Origin of the sequence: Rhizobium sp. Root1204, from assembly GCF_001424965.1 — a bacterium.
GTDB lineage: Bacteria > Pseudomonadota > Alphaproteobacteria > Rhizobiales > Rhizobiaceae > Pararhizobium.
The window spans coordinates 55,046-71,780 of sequence record NZ_LMCZ01000007.1; the positions used below are offsets into that span (position 1 = coordinate 55,046).

The 16,735-nt window shown below is 60.0% G+C and carries 12 protein-coding genes; 3 read left to right on the forward strand and 9 right to left on the reverse strand.

All coding sequences use genetic code 11. From position 1 onward, the window contains the following. Positions 1–12 precede the first annotated feature (12 nt). The 3 genes from ASC96_RS10220 to ASC96_RS10230 all read left to right on the forward strand — a co-directional run bounded on the left by ASC96_RS10220 (position 13) and on the right by ASC96_RS10230 (position 4,950). Complete coding sequence (locus ASC96_RS10220) at positions 13–702, forward strand: isochorismatase family protein (protein ID WP_060502936.1); 690 nt, start codon at positions 13–15, stop codon at positions 700–702. A gap of 163 nt (positions 703–865) precedes the next feature. After that, complete coding sequence (gene polA, locus ASC96_RS10225; RefSeq protein WP_060502937.1) at positions 866–3,883, forward strand: DNA polymerase I; 3,018 nt, start codon at positions 866–868, stop codon at positions 3,881–3,883. A gap of 83 nt (positions 3,884–3,966) precedes the next feature. Further along, entirely contained in the window at positions 3,967–4,950 is a 984-nt protein-coding gene (locus ASC96_RS10230) for a 2OG-Fe(II) oxygenase family protein (protein WP_060502938.1), read from the forward strand. 34 nt (positions 4,951–4,984) lie between these two features. On the opposite strand, the gene ASC96_RS10235 is transcribed toward ASC96_RS10230, so the two are convergent. From ASC96_RS10235 to ASC96_RS10275, 9 genes are all read right to left on the reverse strand, one after another. After that, positions 4,985–5,626 (reverse strand): TetR family transcriptional regulator, encoded by a 642-nt coding sequence (locus ASC96_RS10235; protein WP_060502939.1) that lies wholly within the window; start codon positions 5,624–5,626, stop codon positions 4,985–4,987. Positions 5,627–5,674: 48 nt separating this feature from the next. Next, positions 5,675–8,818 (reverse strand): efflux RND transporter permease subunit, encoded by a 3,144-nt coding sequence (locus ASC96_RS10240; RefSeq protein WP_060502940.1) that lies wholly within the window; start codon positions 8,816–8,818, stop codon positions 5,675–5,677. An 11-nt stretch (positions 8,819–8,829) separates the two neighbouring features. Beyond that, complete coding sequence (locus ASC96_RS10245) at positions 8,830–10,101, reverse strand: efflux RND transporter periplasmic adaptor subunit (protein WP_060502941.1); 1,272 nt, start codon at positions 10,099–10,101, stop codon at positions 8,830–8,832. Positions 10,102–10,338: 237 nt separating this feature from the next. Beyond that, positions 10,339–11,340 carry an ABC transporter ATP-binding protein gene (locus tag ASC96_RS10250; protein ID WP_060502942.1) on the reverse strand — a complete coding sequence of 334 codons (1,002 nt, stop codon included), beginning with the start codon at positions 11,338–11,340 and terminating at the stop codon, positions 10,339–10,341. A 12-nt stretch (positions 11,341–11,352) separates the two neighbouring features. Continuing rightward, a complete protein-coding gene (locus ASC96_RS10255; protein WP_060502943.1) occupies positions 11,353–12,408 on the reverse strand; it encodes a Gfo/Idh/MocA family oxidoreductase in 1,056 nt (351 codons plus the stop codon). Then, entirely contained in the window at positions 12,408–13,247 is an 840-nt protein-coding gene (locus ASC96_RS10260) for a carbohydrate ABC transporter permease (RefSeq protein ID WP_060502944.1), read from the reverse strand. The genes ASC96_RS10255 and ASC96_RS10260 overlap by 1 nt, the downstream gene beginning before the upstream one ends. 13 nt (positions 13,248–13,260) lie before the next feature. Then, the gene (locus ASC96_RS10265; protein WP_060502983.1) at positions 13,261–14,211 is read right to left on the reverse strand and encodes a sugar ABC transporter permease; all 951 of its coding nucleotides are present in this window, start codon (positions 14,209–14,211) and stop codon (positions 13,261–13,263) included. Between the two features lie 311 nt (positions 14,212–14,522). Continuing rightward, on the reverse strand, positions 14,523–15,782 hold the full coding sequence (locus ASC96_RS10270) for an ABC transporter substrate-binding protein (protein ID WP_060502945.1): 1,260 nt from the start codon (positions 15,780–15,782) through the stop codon (positions 14,523–14,525). A gap of 53 nt (positions 15,783–15,835) precedes the next feature. Beyond that, positions 15,836–16,735, reverse strand: coding sequence for an N-acetylmuramic acid 6-phosphate etherase (locus ASC96_RS10275; RefSeq protein ID WP_060502946.1), 900 nt, complete (start codon positions 16,733–16,735; stop codon positions 15,836–15,838).

The following is a 16,735-nucleotide window of genomic DNA, read 5'->3' on the forward strand; positions in this document are numbered from 1 at the left end:
AAGGACATTTCAATGACAACGCAAAATACCGCCGCAAACTTCAACGGCCAGAAACCAGTCATCGATGCCGACGACGCAGTAATGCTGTTGATCGACCACCAGAGCGGCCTTTTCCAGACCATCGGCGACATGCCGATGCCGGTCCTGCGCAACCACGCTGCCGCACTCGCCAAGATGGCCACGCTGAGCAAAATGCCGGTGATCACCACCGCCTCCGTGCCGCAGGGTCCGAACGGTCCGCTGATCCCCGAAATCCATGCAAACGCCCCGCACGCCACCTATATCGCCCGCAAAGGCGAGATCAACGCCTGGGACAATGCCGATTTCGTCGCGGCGGTGAAGGCAACTGGCCGCAAGACGCTGATCATCGCAGGCACCATTACCAGCGTCTGCATGGCCTTCCCGGCGATCGCGGCCGTTCATGACGGCTACAAGGTCTTTGCAGTCATCGATGCCTCCGGCACCTATTCGAAGATGGCCGAGGAAATCACGCTTGCACGTGTCGTCCAGGCCGGTGTCGTTCCGATGGACATGGCTGCGGTCGCGTCCGAGCTGCAGAAGACCTGGCACCGCGCTGATGCGCAGGATTGGGCGGAAATCTACACCAAGATCTTCCCGGCCTATCAGCTTCTGATCGAGAGCTACGCCCGCGCCCAGCAGGTCGTGACCAATCAGGAGCAGCTGGACTCGCAGCGCACCTAACGAAAAATGCGCGGCAGGGCGTAAAACCCTGCCGCGCATTTTAAACTGCAATACCCGACGATAGCCGGCAGGCGCTTCAAGGTGCCCCGGCAATCGCGTAAAATTCCGCGCCGCTCCGGAATGATATGGACGGCCATCGCGGCCCGCGCTATCCCTTGTCGCCATGAAAAAAGGTGATCATCTCTTCCTCGTCGACGGCTCCGGGTTCATTTTCCGGGCGTTCCACGCCATCCCGCCGCTCAACCGCAAATCGGATGGCCTGCCGGTCAATGCCGTCTCTGGTTTCTGCAACATGCTGTGGAAGCTTTTGACCGACGCGCGCGACACGTCCGTCGGTGTGACGCCGACCCATTTCGCCGTTATCTTCGACTATTCCTCGAAGACCTTCCGCAACGAACTCTACGACCAGTACAAGGCAAACCGCACCGCACCGCCGGAAGACCTGATCCCGCAATTCGGGCTGATCCGCCATGCGACACGCGCCTTCAACCTGCCCTGCATCGAAAAGGAAGGGTATGAGGCCGACGACCTGATCGCCACCTATGCGCGGATGGCGGAGGCGGAAGGCGCCGATGTGACGATCATCTCCTCCGACAAAGACCTGATGCAGCTCATCACCGCCAATGTGTCGATGTACGACAGCATGAAGGACAAACAGATCTCGATCCCGGAAGTGATCGAGAAATGGGGCGTGCCGCCGGAAAAGATGATCGACCTGCAGGCGATGACCGGCGACAGCACCGATAACGTGCCCGGCATTCCCGGTATCGGTCCGAAGACAGCGGCCCAGCTTCTGGAAGAGTTCGGCGATCTCGACACGCTGCTTGCCCGCGCCGGTGAGATCAAGCAGCAGAAACGCCGCGAAAACATCATCGCCAATACCGAACTGGCCAAGCTTTCGCGCCAGCTTGTCATGCTGAAGACCGATACGCCGATCGACGTACCGCTGGATGATTTCGAGCTGCATGCGCAGGATGGGCCAAAGCTCGTTGCCTTCCTGAAGACGATGGAATTCACCACGCTCACCCGCCGCGTCGCCGCTGCGACCGAGACGGATGCCGATGCCGTCGAGCCAGCGTCCGTTCCGGTCGAATGGGGCGCACAGGCGCGTGGGCCCGATCTCGACAAGGGCGAAGCGGCCTCCCCATCAGCGCTTTCTTCTGCGAAATCAGCATCCCTTGGAAGCGCAGCGCAAGCGGCAACCTCTCTGGCCGCTACTCCCGATGGAGGCCCGGCAGATGCGACACCGCAAAACCTGGCACAGGGGCGGGCCGAACTCTTTGCAACGGCAAAGATCGACCGCAGCGCCTATGTGACGATCCGCGATATCGCAACGCTCGATGCCTGGATTGCTGCGGCGCGTGAAACCGGCCTCGTTGCCTTCGACACGGAAACCACCTCGCTCGACGCGATGCAGGCTGAACTCGTCGGCTTTTCGCTGGCCATTGCCGATAACAGCAAGGACCCGTCCGGCACCGATATTCGCGCTGCTTATGTGCCGCTCCTCCACAAGACCGGCGGCAACGATCTTTTCAGTGACGGCGTGAAGCTCGCAGAGGGCCAGATTCCGGCCGCAGCCGCGCTCGAGCGATTGAAGGACCTGTTGGAGGACCCATCAGTTCTGAAGATCGCGCAGAACCTCAAATACGATTATCTGGTGATGAAACGCCACGGCATCAGCATTGTCAGCTTCGACGATACGATGCTGATGTCCTACGTTGTCGACGCCGGCGCCGGTACGCACGGCATGGATTCACTGTCGGAAAAATGGCTCGGCCATCAACCTATTCCCTACAAGGATGTTGCCGGCACAGGCAAATCCTCCGTCAGCTTCGATTATGTCGATATCGACAAGGCAACCGCCTATGCGGCCGAAGATGCCGATGTCACACTCAGGCTCTGGCAGGTGCTGAAGCCCCGTCTGGCCGCCAAGAACCTCAACACGGTCTATGAGCGTCTGGAGCGACCGCTGGTGCCGGTGCTGGCTCGCATGGAAGAGCGCGGCATCACCATCGACCGGCAGATCCTGTCGCGGCTGTCGGGTGAATTGGCACAGGGTGCGGCTGGCCTCGAACACGAAATCTACGGGCTTGTCGGCGAAAGCTTCAATATCGGCTCGCCCAAACAGCTTGGCGATATCCTGTTTGGCCGGCTTGGCCTGCCGGGCGGCGCCAAGACCAAGACTGGGCAATGGTCGACCTCGGCCTCGGTGCTTGAAGACCTCGCCGCCGACGGCCATGAGCTCCCGCGCAAGATTGTCGACTGGCGGCAGCTGACCAAGCTGAAATCCACGTACACCGACGCACTTCCTGGTTTCGTGCATCCGGAGACGAAGCGCGTCCACACGTCCTATGCGCTGGCCGCAACGACCACAGGTCGCCTTTCGTCCTCCGACCCGAACCTGCAGAACATTCCGGTGCGCACCGCCGAAGGCCGCAAGATTCGCACGGCCTTTATCTCGACGCCGGGCCACAAGCTGGTTTCGGCTGACTATAGCCAGATCGAACTGCGCGTTCTTGCCCATGTCGCCGAGATTCCACAGCTGAAACAGGCCTTTTCCGATGGTATCGATATCCACGCGATGACGGCCTCGGAAATGTTTGGCGTGCCGGTCGAAGGCATGCCGAGCGAAATCCGCCGCCGTGCCAAGGCAATCAATTTCGGCATCATCTATGGCATCTCCGCCTTCGGCCTTGCCAACCAGCTGTCGATCGAGCGCTCGGAAGCGGGCGACTACATCAAGAAGTACTTCGAACGCTTCCCCGGTATCCGCGACTATATGGAAAGCACCAAGGCGTTTGCGCGGGAAAATGGTTATGTCGAAACCATCTTCGGCCGCCGGGCGCACTATCCGGACATTCGTTCGTCCAACCCCTCGCACCGCGCCTTCAACGAACGCGCCGCGATCAATGCGCCAATCCAGGGCTCGGCCGCCGACATCATCCGTCGCGCGATGGTGAAGATGGAGCCTGCACTCGAACAGGCAGGACTTTCGGCCCGCGCGCGCATGCTTCTGCAGGTGCATGACGAATTGATCTTCGAGGTCGAAGATGCCGATGTCGAACGTTCGATCCCGCTGATCGTCTCGGTCATGGAGAATGCGGCAATGCCGGCGCTCGACATGAAGGTGCCGCTCAAGGTCGATGCGCGGGCTGCGCATAATTGGGATGAAGCGCACTAAATGTTGGGAAGCCGCGGCTTGCATCGCGGCGCTCCACCTGCATGATGGGGTCTATATCCTCATAACGCATTGGAGTCGTTGATATGCCCCTGTCACAATTTCCCGTCTTCGATCTCGGTGCCTTTGAAAAAGCGGATGCCGAGAGGAAGCGGGAATTGGGCAAACAGGTCGATGCCATTTGCCGGACGACCGGATTTCTGGCGATCCGCAATCATGGTGTACCGCAGGCCATCATCGATGCCGTCTGGGGCAAGGCGCACGCCTTTTTCGACCTGCCGCCGGAAGAAAAGCAAAATGCCCGGGCGCCTTACAAGGGCTATCCCTATGGCTATCTCGGCCCCGAGCTGGAGGCTTTGGCAAAATCCCGCGACATCGACAGCCCGCCGGACCTGAAGGAAAGCTTCAACGGCGGACCTTTGACACAGCCGGTATCCATGACCGATCCGGAAGCGCTGGCCTTTTGTTATGCGGCGACGATCTGGCCGGAAAAGCCTGATGGCTTCGTCGAAGCCTGGAAAGCCTATTATGCCTCGCTCGAGGACCTGGCCGCCCGTGTCATGCGCCTCTTTGCCGTAGCGCTTGATCTGCCAGAAAACTACTTCGAGCGTTTCATCGATACGCCGATCAGTGCTTTGCGCGCGCTGAATTATCCGGAGCAACACGTGCCGCCGAAACCCGGCCAGCTGCGCGCCGGTGCGCATACGGATTATGGCAGCCTGACGATCCTCCTTCCGCAGGCGGGATCGAAGGGACTGGAACTGATGACGCCGGACGGCCAGTGGAAGCCTGTACCGCCGGTTCCCGGTGCCTTCGTCATCAATATCGGCGACCTGATGGCGCGCTGGACCAATGACCGCTGGGTTTCGACGCTGCACCGCGTCGTCAATCCATCACCGGAGGATGGCGGCATGGCGCGGCGGCAATCGCTCGCCTTTTTCCATCAGCCCAACTGGGACGCTGAGATTGCCGTGCTGGACGCCTGCCTGAACGAGGGCGAGACAGCAAAACATGCACCGGTTCTGTCGGGGCCTTATCTGATGAGCAAGTTCAAATCGACATCAGCCTGACGCCGCCTGCAAACCGGCTGCGAAACAGGATAGATCAGGAAGCGGCCAGCGCTTCCGCAGTTGCTGGTGTCTGGCGAAAGCTGTCGAACAGACGTTTCAGCCCGTCCTTGCCTTCCGACGCCAGATCAAAGCGGCGGCCAAACAGCAACCACTCGCTGCAAAGGCCTTCCATCATCCAGCGCAGCGCTTTGGTGGCAGACTGAGGCGTCCAGTTTCCATTGAGAAAGCCCTCGCTCCGGGCCGTATCAAAAGCGCTATCGAGCATTACGGTGTGCCGGTCATCGACCTCTTGCTGCTTTTCCAGAACCGGCAGCAGATCCTCGCCGTAAGGGCAGCGCAGAAGAATGGTGAAGATGCGCTGGCGATGTTCGTCGCCGGCCAGTTGGTCGAGCCAGTCTCCGGCTGACTTCTCGATATAGCACAGCACATCAGCACCCGGCTGCACGACATTGCGGGCGATCATGTCTTCCAGCGGCAAGTTTACGGTATTGTAGAGCTCGAGAAACAGATCGGTCTTGTTGGAAAAATGCCAATAGATGGCGCCGCGCGTTACGCCGGCCGCCTTGGCGACATCATCGAGTGATGCAGTGGAAACGCCTTTCTCGAAGAAAACCCGTTCCGCAGCATTCAGAATGCTGTTGCGGGTCTCTTCCGCCTCGGCTTTTGTTCTACGCATGACGCCTCCTCAACCGGAAAAGGCCCGCCTTCCGGCGGGCCGTCTCCATTATTCTGCCGGTGTAGAGGCCGTTTCCGCATCCGCACCGATCGGCTTCAACGTCGTTCTGCGGAACAGCTTCATGATGAACACGAAGAAGACCGGCACGAAGAAGATCGCCAACACCGTCGCCGAGATCATGCCCCCCATGACGCCGGTACCGATGGCGCGCTGGCTGCCGGAGCTTGCGCCGGTGGCAATCGCCAGCGGCAGAACACCGAGGGTAAAGGCCAGCGAGGTCATCAGGATCGGACGGAAGCGCAGGTGCGCCGCCTCGATGGTGGCATCCAGCAACGGTTTTCCGGCCTCCATCTGCTCCTTGGCGAACTCGATGATCAGGATCGCGTTCTTCGCCGATAGTCCGATGATCGCGATCAGGCCGACCTTGAAGTAAACGTCGTTCGGCATGTCCCGCAGGATCACGGCCAAAACCGCACCGATGACGCCAAGCGGCACCACCATCATCACCGCAACGGGGATGCTCCAGCTTTCATAGAGCGCTGCAAGGCACAGGAAGATCAAGAGGCAGGACAGCGCCACCAGAAGCGGTGCCTGAGTGCCCGAGGCGATTTCTTCCCGCGACTGCCCCGTCCACTCATAGCCGAAGCCGGGAGGAAGCTGACTGAACAGACGTTCCATTTCGGCGATCGCTTCACCGGAGGAATAGCCTGCATTGGCCTGGCCGCTGATCGGCACTGACGGGTAGCCGTTATAGCCGACGGTCTGTGTCGGGCCGCTCGTCCACTCGATGCTGGCGAAAGCAGACAGAGGCACCATGCCGTCATTGCTGTTACGCACGTTGAGCTTCAGAAGGTCGGCCGTCTGCATGCGCCGGTTCTCGTCAGCCTGCACCGTCACACGCTGCAGACGTCCCGCATTCGGGAAGTCGTTGACATAGGACGAACCGAGATTGGTCGAGATCGTCGAGTTGATCTCCGCAAAGGTCACACCGAACGTGTTGGCCTTTTCACGGTCGATCAACAGATTGACCTGTGCCGCATCCGGCAGGCCATCGACGCGAACACCAGAGATGACCGGGCTTTGCGCGGCAAGGCCGAGAAGCTGGTCACGCGCTGCGGCGAGTGCCGCGGCCCCTTGACCACCACGATCCTGCAGGCGGAACTCGAAGCCATTGGAGGTGCCGAGACCCTGGATCGGCGGCGGCGAGAGCGCAAAGCTGATCGCATCCTTGATCTGGGACATGGCGCCCGATGCCCGGCCGGCGATGACCGAGGCAACATCGTTGGGTCCACGCTCCGACCAGTCCTTCAGCGTCACGAAGGCGAGGCCGGCATTCTGACCGGTACCGGAGAACGAGAAGCCGCTGATGGCGATGATCCGTTCGACAGCCGGTTCCTGGCTGAAGATGGCTTCCGTCTGCTCGATAACCTCGGTCGTGCGGTTTCCGGTTGCTTCCGACGGCAGCTGCATCGAGACGATGACGAAGCCCTGGTCTTCATCCGGAAGGAACGACGACGGCAGCTGCATGAACAGATACGCCAAACCGCCGAGCAGCACGACATAGATCAGCATGAAGCGCCATGTGCGCGTGACCATGCCGGCGACCCAGCCGCTATAGCCATGCGACGCCTTGTCGAAGCCGCGGTTGAACAGCCCGAAGAAACCGCGCTTGGCGTGATGATGGCCCTTCGGAACCTGCTTGAGGAAGCTGGCGCACAATGCTGGCGTCAGCGTCAAGGCGAGCAGAGCCGAGAACAGGATGGAAACCACCATGGTCAGCGAGAACTGCTGGTAGATGACGCCAACGGCGCCGGGGAAGAAGGCCATCGGAATGAACACGGCCGACAGAACCAGCGTGATGCCGATGACGGCACCGGTGATCTGCTTCATCGCCTTGCGTGTTGCTTCCTTCGGTGTCAGCCCTTCTTCGGACATGATGCGTTCGACGTTTTCGACGACGATGATCGCATCGTCGACGAGAATGCCGATGGCAAGCACCATGCCGAACATCGTCAGAACGTTGATCGAGAAGCCCATGGCGAGCATGGCGGCACACGTGCCGAGCAATGCTACGGGAACGACGAGTGTCGGAATGATGGTGTAGCGGATGTTCTGCAGGAACAGGAACATCACGAGGAACACCAGGGCCACCGCTTCAAGCAGCGTGTGCAGAACCTTTTCGATCGAGATCGCGACGAAGGGCGACGTGTCGTAGGGGACGGAGTATTCGACGCCCGCCGGGAAAAACGTTGCCAGTTCGTCCATACGCGCCTTGATGGCCGTGGACGTGGCCAGCGCGTTGCCGGTTGGGGTCAACTGCACGCCGATAGCCGCGGACGGCTTGCCGTTCAGGCGGGTGGAGAAGCTATAGTCCTGACCGCCGATCTCGATGCGGGCAACATCGCGCAGACGAACCGTGGCACCGTTGAGATTGGCACGCAGGATGATCGCCCCAAACTCTTCAGCCGAGGTGAGCTGGCCCTTGATCAGAACAGGCGCGCTGATCTGCTGTGTGATCGGGTTCGGCTGGGCGCCGATGCTGCCAGACGCGACCTGGGCGTTCTGTGCGGTGATTGCGGCGTTGATGTCGCTGGCCGTCAGATTGAGGCCACGCATCTTGTCCGGATCGAGCCAGATACGCATGGCGCGCTCGGTGGCAAACATCTGCGCACGGCCGACGCCTTCGACGCGCTGGATTTCGTTGAGCACGTTGCGGCTGAGATAGTCGCCGAGCGAAACCGCATCCATGGAACCGTCGGTGGATGTGAGTGCGAGGATCATCAGGAAGCCGGAACCGGCTTCCTCAACCTCGATGCCCTGCTGACGCACGGCATCGGGCAAACGCGCCTCGACGCGGCGAACACGGTTCTGCACGTCGATCGAGGCGTCACCGGAATCAGTGCCCGGAGCAAAGGTCACGTTGATCGACACGCTGCCTGCAGCGCTGGACGTCGACGAGAAATACTGCATTCCCTCGATGCCGTTCAGCTCATTTTCGATGAGCCGCGTCACACTCTGGTAGGTCTCTTCCGACGATGCGCCGGGATAGCTGGTGTTGATGGAAATCTGCGGTGGTGCGACGTTCGGATACTGCGAAATCGGCAGCAGCGGCAGCGCGATGATACCGGAGATCATGATGAAAAGCGCGACGACCCACGCAAAGATCGGCCGGTCGATAAAGAAACTAGGCATCGATCAGATCCTCACTTCGCCTGTTCGGCAGGCTTTGCCTCTTCCGCCGGCTTGGCAGCAGCACCGTCCGTGCCGGCCTGCTCAGCAGCGGGTTTCGCGTCCGCTGGCTTTGCACCGGCAGGCTGGGCATCAGCGACCTTCCAGTCCGCCGGCTCGACGGGCGCGCCAGGGCGAACCTTCTGGAAGCCTTCGACGATCACCTTCTCGCCGGCCTTCAAGCCATTGCGGATGATCCATTGATCACCCAGAACATGGCCGGCAGAGACGGTGCGCAGTTCGGCCGTCTTGTCATCCTTGACGACATAGACCTGTGCATTGCCCGATGTATCGCGCTGCACGGCCTGAGTTGGCACAGCGATGGCATCCTTCTCGACGCCCTGCTGGATGATTACGCGCACATACATGCCGGGCAGCAGGTCGCCGTCCGGATTGGGGAATTCACCACGCAACGTAACCTGGCCGGTTGTCTCATCGACAGCTGCTTCCGAAAACAAAAGCTTACCGGCATGCGGATAGGCACTGCCGTCATCCATCACCAGATTGACCTTGGCTTCGTTGCCCCCACCGGCCAAAGCACCGTCCTGCAGCGCCTTGCGCAGGCGGATGAGATCCATCGCAGACTGGGTAAAGTCGGCATAGACAGGATCGAGCTGCTGGATCGTGGCCAGGTTTTCGGAGCCATTGGCGCTGACCAGCGCACCCTCGGTGATCAGCGCACGGCCGATACGGCCGCTGATCGGCGCTGTGACATTGGTATATTGCAGATTGAGCTGGGCGGTTGCGAGACCTGCCTCAGCGATGGCCACGTCGGCATCGGCCTGTGCGAGCTGCGCGATCGCGTCATCATAGTTCTGACCGGTGGCGACGCCGGATTTCTTTAACTGCTCCTGGCGATCAGCCGCCTGCTTGGCCTGAAGCTGAACCGCCTTTGCGCGGCGCAACGTGCCTTCGGCACTCTCGACCAGAACCCTGAAAGGCGCCGGATCAATCCGGTACAGCACGTCGCCGGCGTTCACATGCGAGCCCTGCTCGAACACGCGTTCGATGACGATGCCGGTGGCGCGCGGACGCACTTCCGAAATGCGGGTTGCTGCGATGCGGCCCGGCAGGTCGTTGGTGATCGGCAGCGATTCGGTCTTCGTTGTAATCACCGAGACCTGCGGCGGCGGATAGGACGGGGCCGCCTGCTTCTCGCTGTCGTCCTTCTGGCAGCCTGAAATAATCACCAGGGCAGCCACTGTTGCAGCCAATATTGGTCGGTTCATCCGCATCTCTGGTTCCATACGCAAAGTCCAGCCACACAGCCGATCATCTTTTTTCAAAGAGATCAGCTGCTGCTGGAAGTTCATGAAAATCAATATGATACGAAGAAATTCCGGGACAGAACGACCAACGCATCAATTATACAAACAGATACGTATGTTAAAACCGGAAGCAGCGCAAGCCGATGATGCAACGCACAATAAAACGTTACCGAACGATAATTTTCATCAACATTCGGATACAATCACGTTTCGAAATCAGCGCAGAACCCGGTCGTCGGCACCGAAACGGTGCATCGAAGCCTTGTCCGGCGTCGCGTAGACGACGTCGTCGACATCGTATTTGTGCTCACCGAAGAGGCGAACCGTCAGCAGGCCGGTGACCTCGGTTTCCAGATACAGGATCGTATCGGCACCAAGATGCTCGACATGAATGACCTTGCCCTTCCAGTCACCGCTCTCACGCGACAGGGTAATATGTTCCGGCCGGATACCGACAGTCTTTGCCTCTTTGTCGCCGAGCCTGCCGGCTTCAATGAAATTCATCTGCGGCGAACCGATGAAGCCGCCGACGAACATGTTAGCCGGCCTGTTATAAAGCTCCATCGGCGAGCCGATCTGCTCGATCTGGCCGGCATTGAGAACGACGATCTTGTCGGCCAGCGTCATCGCCTCGACCTGATCGTGCGTCACATAGATCATCGTTGCCTTGAGGCTGCGGTGCAGCCGGGCGATCTCCAGACGCGTATTGACGCGCAGCGCAGCATCGAGGTTGGAGAGAGGCTCATCAAACAGGAACAGCTTTGGCTCCCGCACGATGGCGCGGCCGATGGCGACGCGCTGGCGCTGGCCGCCGGACAGTTCCGCAGGACGGCGGGCAAGATATGACTCAAGCGACAGCATGCTGGATGCCTTGGCGACCTTGGCGTCGACCTCCGCCTTCGGCGCGCCCATCTGCTTCAGGCCGAGGCCCATATTGTCCTTGACCGTCAGATGCGGGTAGAGCGCATAGGACTGGAACACCATGGCGATGCCGCGCTTGGCCGGCGGCGTGGTGACCACTTCCTGGCCATCGATCTGGACGCTGCCGGAGGTCGCATCCTCAAGACCGGCGATGACACGCAGAAGAGTCGACTTGCCGCAGCCGGACGGGCCAACGAAGATGACGAACTCGCCATCCTTCACGTCGAGGTCGATGCCCTTCAGAACTTCGTGATTGCCGAAGGCCTTGCGGATGGATTTCAGTTGAAGTGATCCCACGTGAGGCCCCTTTTAAAGTTTGACCGGCTGGCCGGTGCGCACGCTCTCATCGGCCGCAAGGCAGATGCGCAGCGACTGGACCGCATCGTCCATATGGCGTTCGAGATCGATATTTTCGGTGATGGCTTTCAACACATAGGCCTGCTCGAGGTCGCAGAGCTCCTGATGTCCAGGCTCGCCGTCCATCTTCAGGTCCTCGTCCTTGTGAACGAACTTGCCGTCCGCGCCGGTTTCGGCCTTGTGAACGCGAATGACCGCGGTCTTGGTGTGCGTGTCGATATCGTCGGATTTGGCATTCGGATCCATGACGATGGAAACCGATCCGTTCGGCGACATCACGTCCTTCACGAAGAAGGCGGTCTCCGAGATCATCGGCCCCCACGCGGCTTCGTACCAACCGAGGGAACCATCCTCGTACAACACCTGCAGATGGCCGTAATTGTACATCGACGGGGCGATTTCATTGGACAGGCGCAGGCCCATGCCGCGGACTTCGACGGCCTTGGCATCGGTGATCTGGCACATGACATCGACATAGTGCACGCCGCAATCGACGATCGGCGGGGTGGTCTCCATCAGCGACTTGTGCGTCATCCAGGTTGGGCCGCTGGATTGCTGATTGAGGTTCATGCGGAACACATAAGGGCCGCCGAGCTTGCGGGCTTCGGAAATCAACCGGATCCAGGACGGATGGTGGCGTAAGATATACCCGACCACCAGCTTCTTGCCCGCCTTCCTCGCCGCTGCCACGACGCGTTCAGCATCGGCCACCGTCGTTGCCAGCGGCTTTTCGATGAAGACATCGCAGCCTGCCTCGAAGGCCATGACGGCATAGTCGGCATGGCTGTCGGAGTAGGTGCAGATCGAGCAGAGATCAGGTTTTAACTCTTTGAGGGCCGTGGCAAAATCCGGATGGATCGTATAGCCGCCAAGCTCCGGCGCCAGCACCGGCTTGGAGCGATTGACGAGGCCGACGATCTCGAAGCCGGGATTGTTGTGATAGGCCAGCGCATGACTGCGGCCCATATTGCCGAGACCGGCGACGAGGACACGGACGGGTTTGCTCATTACTTGACTGCTCCTGCGGTAATGCCGCGGATCAGCTGCCGCGAGAAGATAACGTAGAGAATAAGGACAGGGAAGATCGCCAGTGACAGGGCCGCAAGAACCGCGTTCCAATTGGTAACGAACTGGCCGATGAAGACCTGTGAGCCGAGTGTGACGGTCTTGGTGGCTTCGCCGGGCGCGAGGATCAGCGGAAACCAGAGATCGTTCCAGATCGGGATCATCGTGAAGACCGCGACGGTTGCCATGGCCGGGCGGACCAGCGGCAGGACGAGCCGGAAGAAGATCGCATATTCCGACAGGCCATCGATGCGGCCGGCATTCTTCAGGTCATCCGAGACGGTGCGCATGAATTCCGACAGGATGAAGATGGCAAGCGGCAGGCCTTGGGCGGTGTAGACGAGGATCAGTGCCGTCAGTGTGTTCACCAGACCGGCGGCGACCATGCCCTGCAGGATGGCCACAGTGCCAAGCCGGATCGGGATCATGATGCCGATGGCGAGATAGAGCCCCAGCAGCGTATTGCCCCGGAACCGGTATTCCGACAGCGCGAACGCCGCCATGGCGCCGAACAGCAGCGCAAAGAAGATCGAGACGACCGTGACGATCAGGCTGTTCTGGAAATAACCGATGAAATCGCCCTGTTTCAGCACTGTGGTATAACCGATCAGGCTGAACGTCTCCGCTGTCGGCAGAGCCAACGGTGTGCGGAAAATGGCGTTCTTGTCTTTCAGCGAATTGACGATCGTCAGAACGACCGGAAACAGCGCGACCACTGTATAGGCTGCGAGGGCCAGGTGAACGAAACCCGAGCGCAGCGGCGAGATGCGTGCTTTTGACATGGGCCCATTCCCCTTAGAACTGGTAGCGGCGAACGCGCCGCTGGATGCCGAAGAGATATAGCGAGACGCCGGCCAGGATGATCAGGAACATCACGGTGGCGATGGTGGCGCCCATCGAGCGGTCACCAAGCTGCAGTTGGAAGCCGAAGAAGGTCCGGTAAAGCAGCGTTCCGAGAATGTCGGTCGCCCCGTCCGGCCCGGCAAGTGCGCCTTGCACGGTGTAGATCAGGTCGAACGCATTGAAATTGCCGACGAAGGTCAGGATCGAGACCATGCCGATGGCGGGCAGGATCAGCGGCAGCTTGATCTTCCAGAACTGGCTCCAACCGGTGATACCGTCACATTCGGCAGCCTCGATAACTTCGTCCGGGATGTTCAGAAGGGCGGCATAGATCAACATCATCGGAATGCCGACATTCTGCCAGACGGAGATCAGCGAGACTGTAATCAGCGCCGAGCCGGGCTTGCCGAGCCACGGCCCGAAGAAGGCCTTCAGGCCGACGAGATCCATGAAGAACGGCGTAATACCCCAGATCGGCGAGAGGATCAGCTTCCAGATGAAGCCGACGATAACGAAGGACAGGACCGTCGGCATGAAGATTGCTGTCCGATAGAAGGCCGCAAGCCTGAGCTTGGGGATCGACAGCATGGCGGCAAGTGCAATGCCGAGCGGATTCTGCACCAGCATGTGGATTGTAAAGAAGATGAAGTTGTTCTTCAGCGCCCGCCAGAAATCGGCGGCCCAGCGCTCATCCCCGAACAGGACCTGGAAATTGGCGAGACCGACGAACGTGGATTGCCCGTCGACCGTATTGAACAGCGACAGACGCAGCGTTTCGATCAGCGGCAGGATCATCACGGCGGAATAGACGATGAAAGCCGGCAACAGGAAAACAAGGATATGCCAACGTCTCGGCCGCGCCGAGATTTGCATGCTGTCCTCAGACGATATGGCGCTGCTCATGGCTTCTGCCGCTCCGACCCGTTTTTCGTCGATCGCCGCGATGTGCGGCAAGGCCTGCGCTGCCGGTCCCCGCGGCGCGTGCCATCACCAGCAAGCCCGAAGGCGCTGGCAGGATGTGATTTCAGGTTACATGTTTTTGGCTGGACGCTTTGCTTTTTGCAAGGACATCCCGCGTCAAGTGCAGCCCCTCATCCGCCTTCTCGGGCACCTTCTGCCGGTAACGCGCAGAAGGGACAAGCTGCAAACTTCGGAAGTCCCCTCCCCCCTGTGAGGGGGAGGGTTAGGGTTTGGGCTATACGCCCACGCCCGATTTACTTGGCAGGCTTGTACCAGCTGTCGAGGCCCTTCTGCAGCTTTTCGCCAGCAACTTCCGGCGTATCGGTGCCGTTGATGACGTTGGCCGATTCAACCCAGGTCTCGTTTTCGAGGTTCGGGGTGCCACGCGACAGGATCTGGTAGGTCGAGCGGATGGTCGGCTTGCACTTTTCGCGCCAGGAAACGAATTCCTGTGCGAGTGGGTCGGCCATCTTTACCGGTGTCGAGTTCAGGCTGAAGAAGCCCGGCAGCGAGTTGGCATAGATGTCGGCGAATTCCGGCGAAGCGATCCAGGTGAGAAGCTTCTTGGCTTCTTCCGGATGCGCGCTCTTGGCGTTCAGGCCAACGCCGATGTCGTTGTGGTCGGAGATGTAGCAAGCATCGCCTGCGGCCTTAACCGGCGGCGGGAAAGCCCCCATCTTGAACTGGGCCTGCGTGTTGAACAGGCCGATTTCCCACGAGCCGGCCGGGTAGATGGCAGCGCGGCCGAGCGTGAAGAGGTTCTGGCTGTCCGGATAGGTCTGGGCTTCGAAGCCGTCGCCGAGGTAATCCTTCCACTTGGCAAGAACCTTGTAGGGTTCGACCCAACCGGCGTCCGTCAGCTTCTGCTCGCCCTTGATCAGGGCAGCGCGGCCTTCTTCACCCTTCCAGTAGGTCGGGCCGATGTTCTGGTAGCCCATGGTCGCGGCTTCCCAAAGATCCTTCGTGCCCATGGCGAGCGGAATGTAGGTGCCGTCAGCCTTGATCTTGTCGAGCGCTGCGAAGAAGTCGGCTTCCGTCGCCGGGATGGCGATGCCGAGCTTGTCGAAGGCATCCTTATTGTAGATGAAGCCATGAATAACCGATGCCATCGGTACGCAGAAAGCAACCGAACCATCGTCTGTCGTCCAGGCGGACTTGGCGACCGGCGAGAAATTCTCCATGCCGGCAAGACCGGTCAGGTCAGCCAGGTGCTTCTTGTTGTAAAGCTCAAGCGAAGCATCGAACGGGCGGCATGTGACGAGGTCACCGGCCGAACCGGCATCGAGCTTGGCGTTCAGCGCAGCGTTATACTCGGTCGGGGCAGTCGGCGCGAAGACGACCTTGATGCCCGGATGCTTGGCCTCGAAAGCCGGAATGAGCTTTTCCTGCCAGATGGCCAGGTCATCGTTGCGCCAGCTTTCGATCGTCAGCGTGACGTCCTCGGCATGCGCCAGCCCGGCGGAACCGAGGATGCTGGATGCAAGCAGCAGGCCTTTCAAGGTAGTGCGGGTCATTACGTTCTCCCTCATTGTGCGCCATTTTTGGCGCGGTTTTAAAACCCTTGGACTCAATGTGCCGCGACAGCAGACAATGCGCGGCGCAAGTTTTGACCGGCCTCAGCAAGCGCTGCTTCCGCAGCGACCACATCCTTTGCCCCAGCGGCAAGAAGAATGGCGATCTTTACCGAGCCAGAAGATGTCGTCAGATAATGGCCGGCTTCCGTGGCGCCGATCCCGGCAATATCGGAAACGATGCGGATGGCACGGCCACGCAGTTTTGCATTGTCAGCCTTCAGATTGACCATATGTCCATCGTAGACATGACCGAGCTGAATACCGACAAGCGTCGAAAACATGTTGAAGGCGATCTTCTGCGCGGTGGCTGCGCCCATGCGGGTCGATCCGGAGATAACCTCGGGCGGCGTCTGCAGCAGAATAGAGACTTCGGCATTCTGGAAGAGCAGGGCTCCGGGATTGTTGGCCATGGCAATGACGCGTGCGCCCCGCTCGCGGGCCTCGTCGGCTGCCGCAAGCGCATAAGGCGTCGAGCCGCTGGCCGACACCGAAATCAGACAATCTCCCGCGCCAATACCGGCATCGCGCACATCCTTGCGGGCCAGCTCCATATCGTCTTCATATCCACCGGCGAGATCGGTAAGGCTCGCGGCACCGCCAGCAAGAAGCACCACGACCTTGTCGAGCGCAATTCCATAGGTACCGGGCAATTCCAGCGCATCGGTCATAGCCATAAGGCCTGAACTGCCGGCACCGGCATAGGCCAAACGCCCGCCATTGGCGAGCGCGGCGGCAGCGATCTGCGCGGCAGCGGCGATGGACTCGATAGCAGAATCAACAACTTTGGCCGCTGCCTGCTGGCCGGACGCAAGCACACGCAGAGCAAGCGCCGGATGCATTACATCCAGCCCCATCGCCTTGTCGTGACGCTCCTCGGTTTTCACTGACGGCAT

What these genes read in the sequence shown, in the direction of transcription:
- ASC96_RS10230 (WP_060502938.1), top strand. Translation starts at nt 3,967, where the DNA reads ATGCCCCTGTCACAATTTCCCGTCTTCGATCTCGGTGCCTTTGAAAAA.
- ASC96_RS10265 (WP_060502983.1), bottom strand. Translation starts at nt 14,211, where the DNA reads ATGAGCAGCGCCATATCGTCTGAGGACAGCATGCAAATCTCGGCGCGG.
- ASC96_RS10245 (WP_060502941.1), bottom strand. Translation starts at nt 10,101, where the DNA reads ATGGAACCAGAGATGCGGATGAACCGACCAATATTGGCTGCAACAGTG.
- ASC96_RS10270 (WP_060502945.1), bottom strand. Translation starts at nt 15,782, where the DNA reads ATGACCCGCACTACCTTGAAAGGCCTGCTGCTTGCATCCAGCATCCTC.
- ASC96_RS10220 (WP_060502936.1), top strand. Translation starts at nt 13, where the DNA reads ATGACAACGCAAAATACCGCCGCAAACTTCAACGGCCAGAAACCAGTC.
- ASC96_RS10275 (WP_060502946.1), bottom strand. Translation starts at nt 16,735, where the DNA reads ATGCCGTCAGTGAAAACCGAGGAGCGTCACGACAAGGCGATGGGGCTG.
- ASC96_RS10255 (WP_060502943.1), bottom strand. Translation starts at nt 12,408, where the DNA reads ATGAGCAAACCCGTCCGTGTCCTCGTCGCCGGTCTCGGCAATATGGGC.
- ASC96_RS10260 (WP_060502944.1), bottom strand. Translation starts at nt 13,247, where the DNA reads ATGTCAAAAGCACGCATCTCGCCGCTGCGCTCGGGTTTCGTTCACCTG.
- polA (WP_060502937.1), top strand. Translation starts at nt 866, where the DNA reads ATGAAAAAAGGTGATCATCTCTTCCTCGTCGACGGCTCCGGGTTCATT.
- ASC96_RS10235 (WP_060502939.1), bottom strand. Translation starts at nt 5,626, where the DNA reads ATGCGTAGAACAAAAGCCGAGGCGGAAGAGACCCGCAACAGCATTCTG.
- ASC96_RS10240 (WP_060502940.1), bottom strand. Translation starts at nt 8,818, where the DNA reads ATGCCTAGTTTCTTTATCGACCGGCCGATCTTTGCGTGGGTCGTCGCG.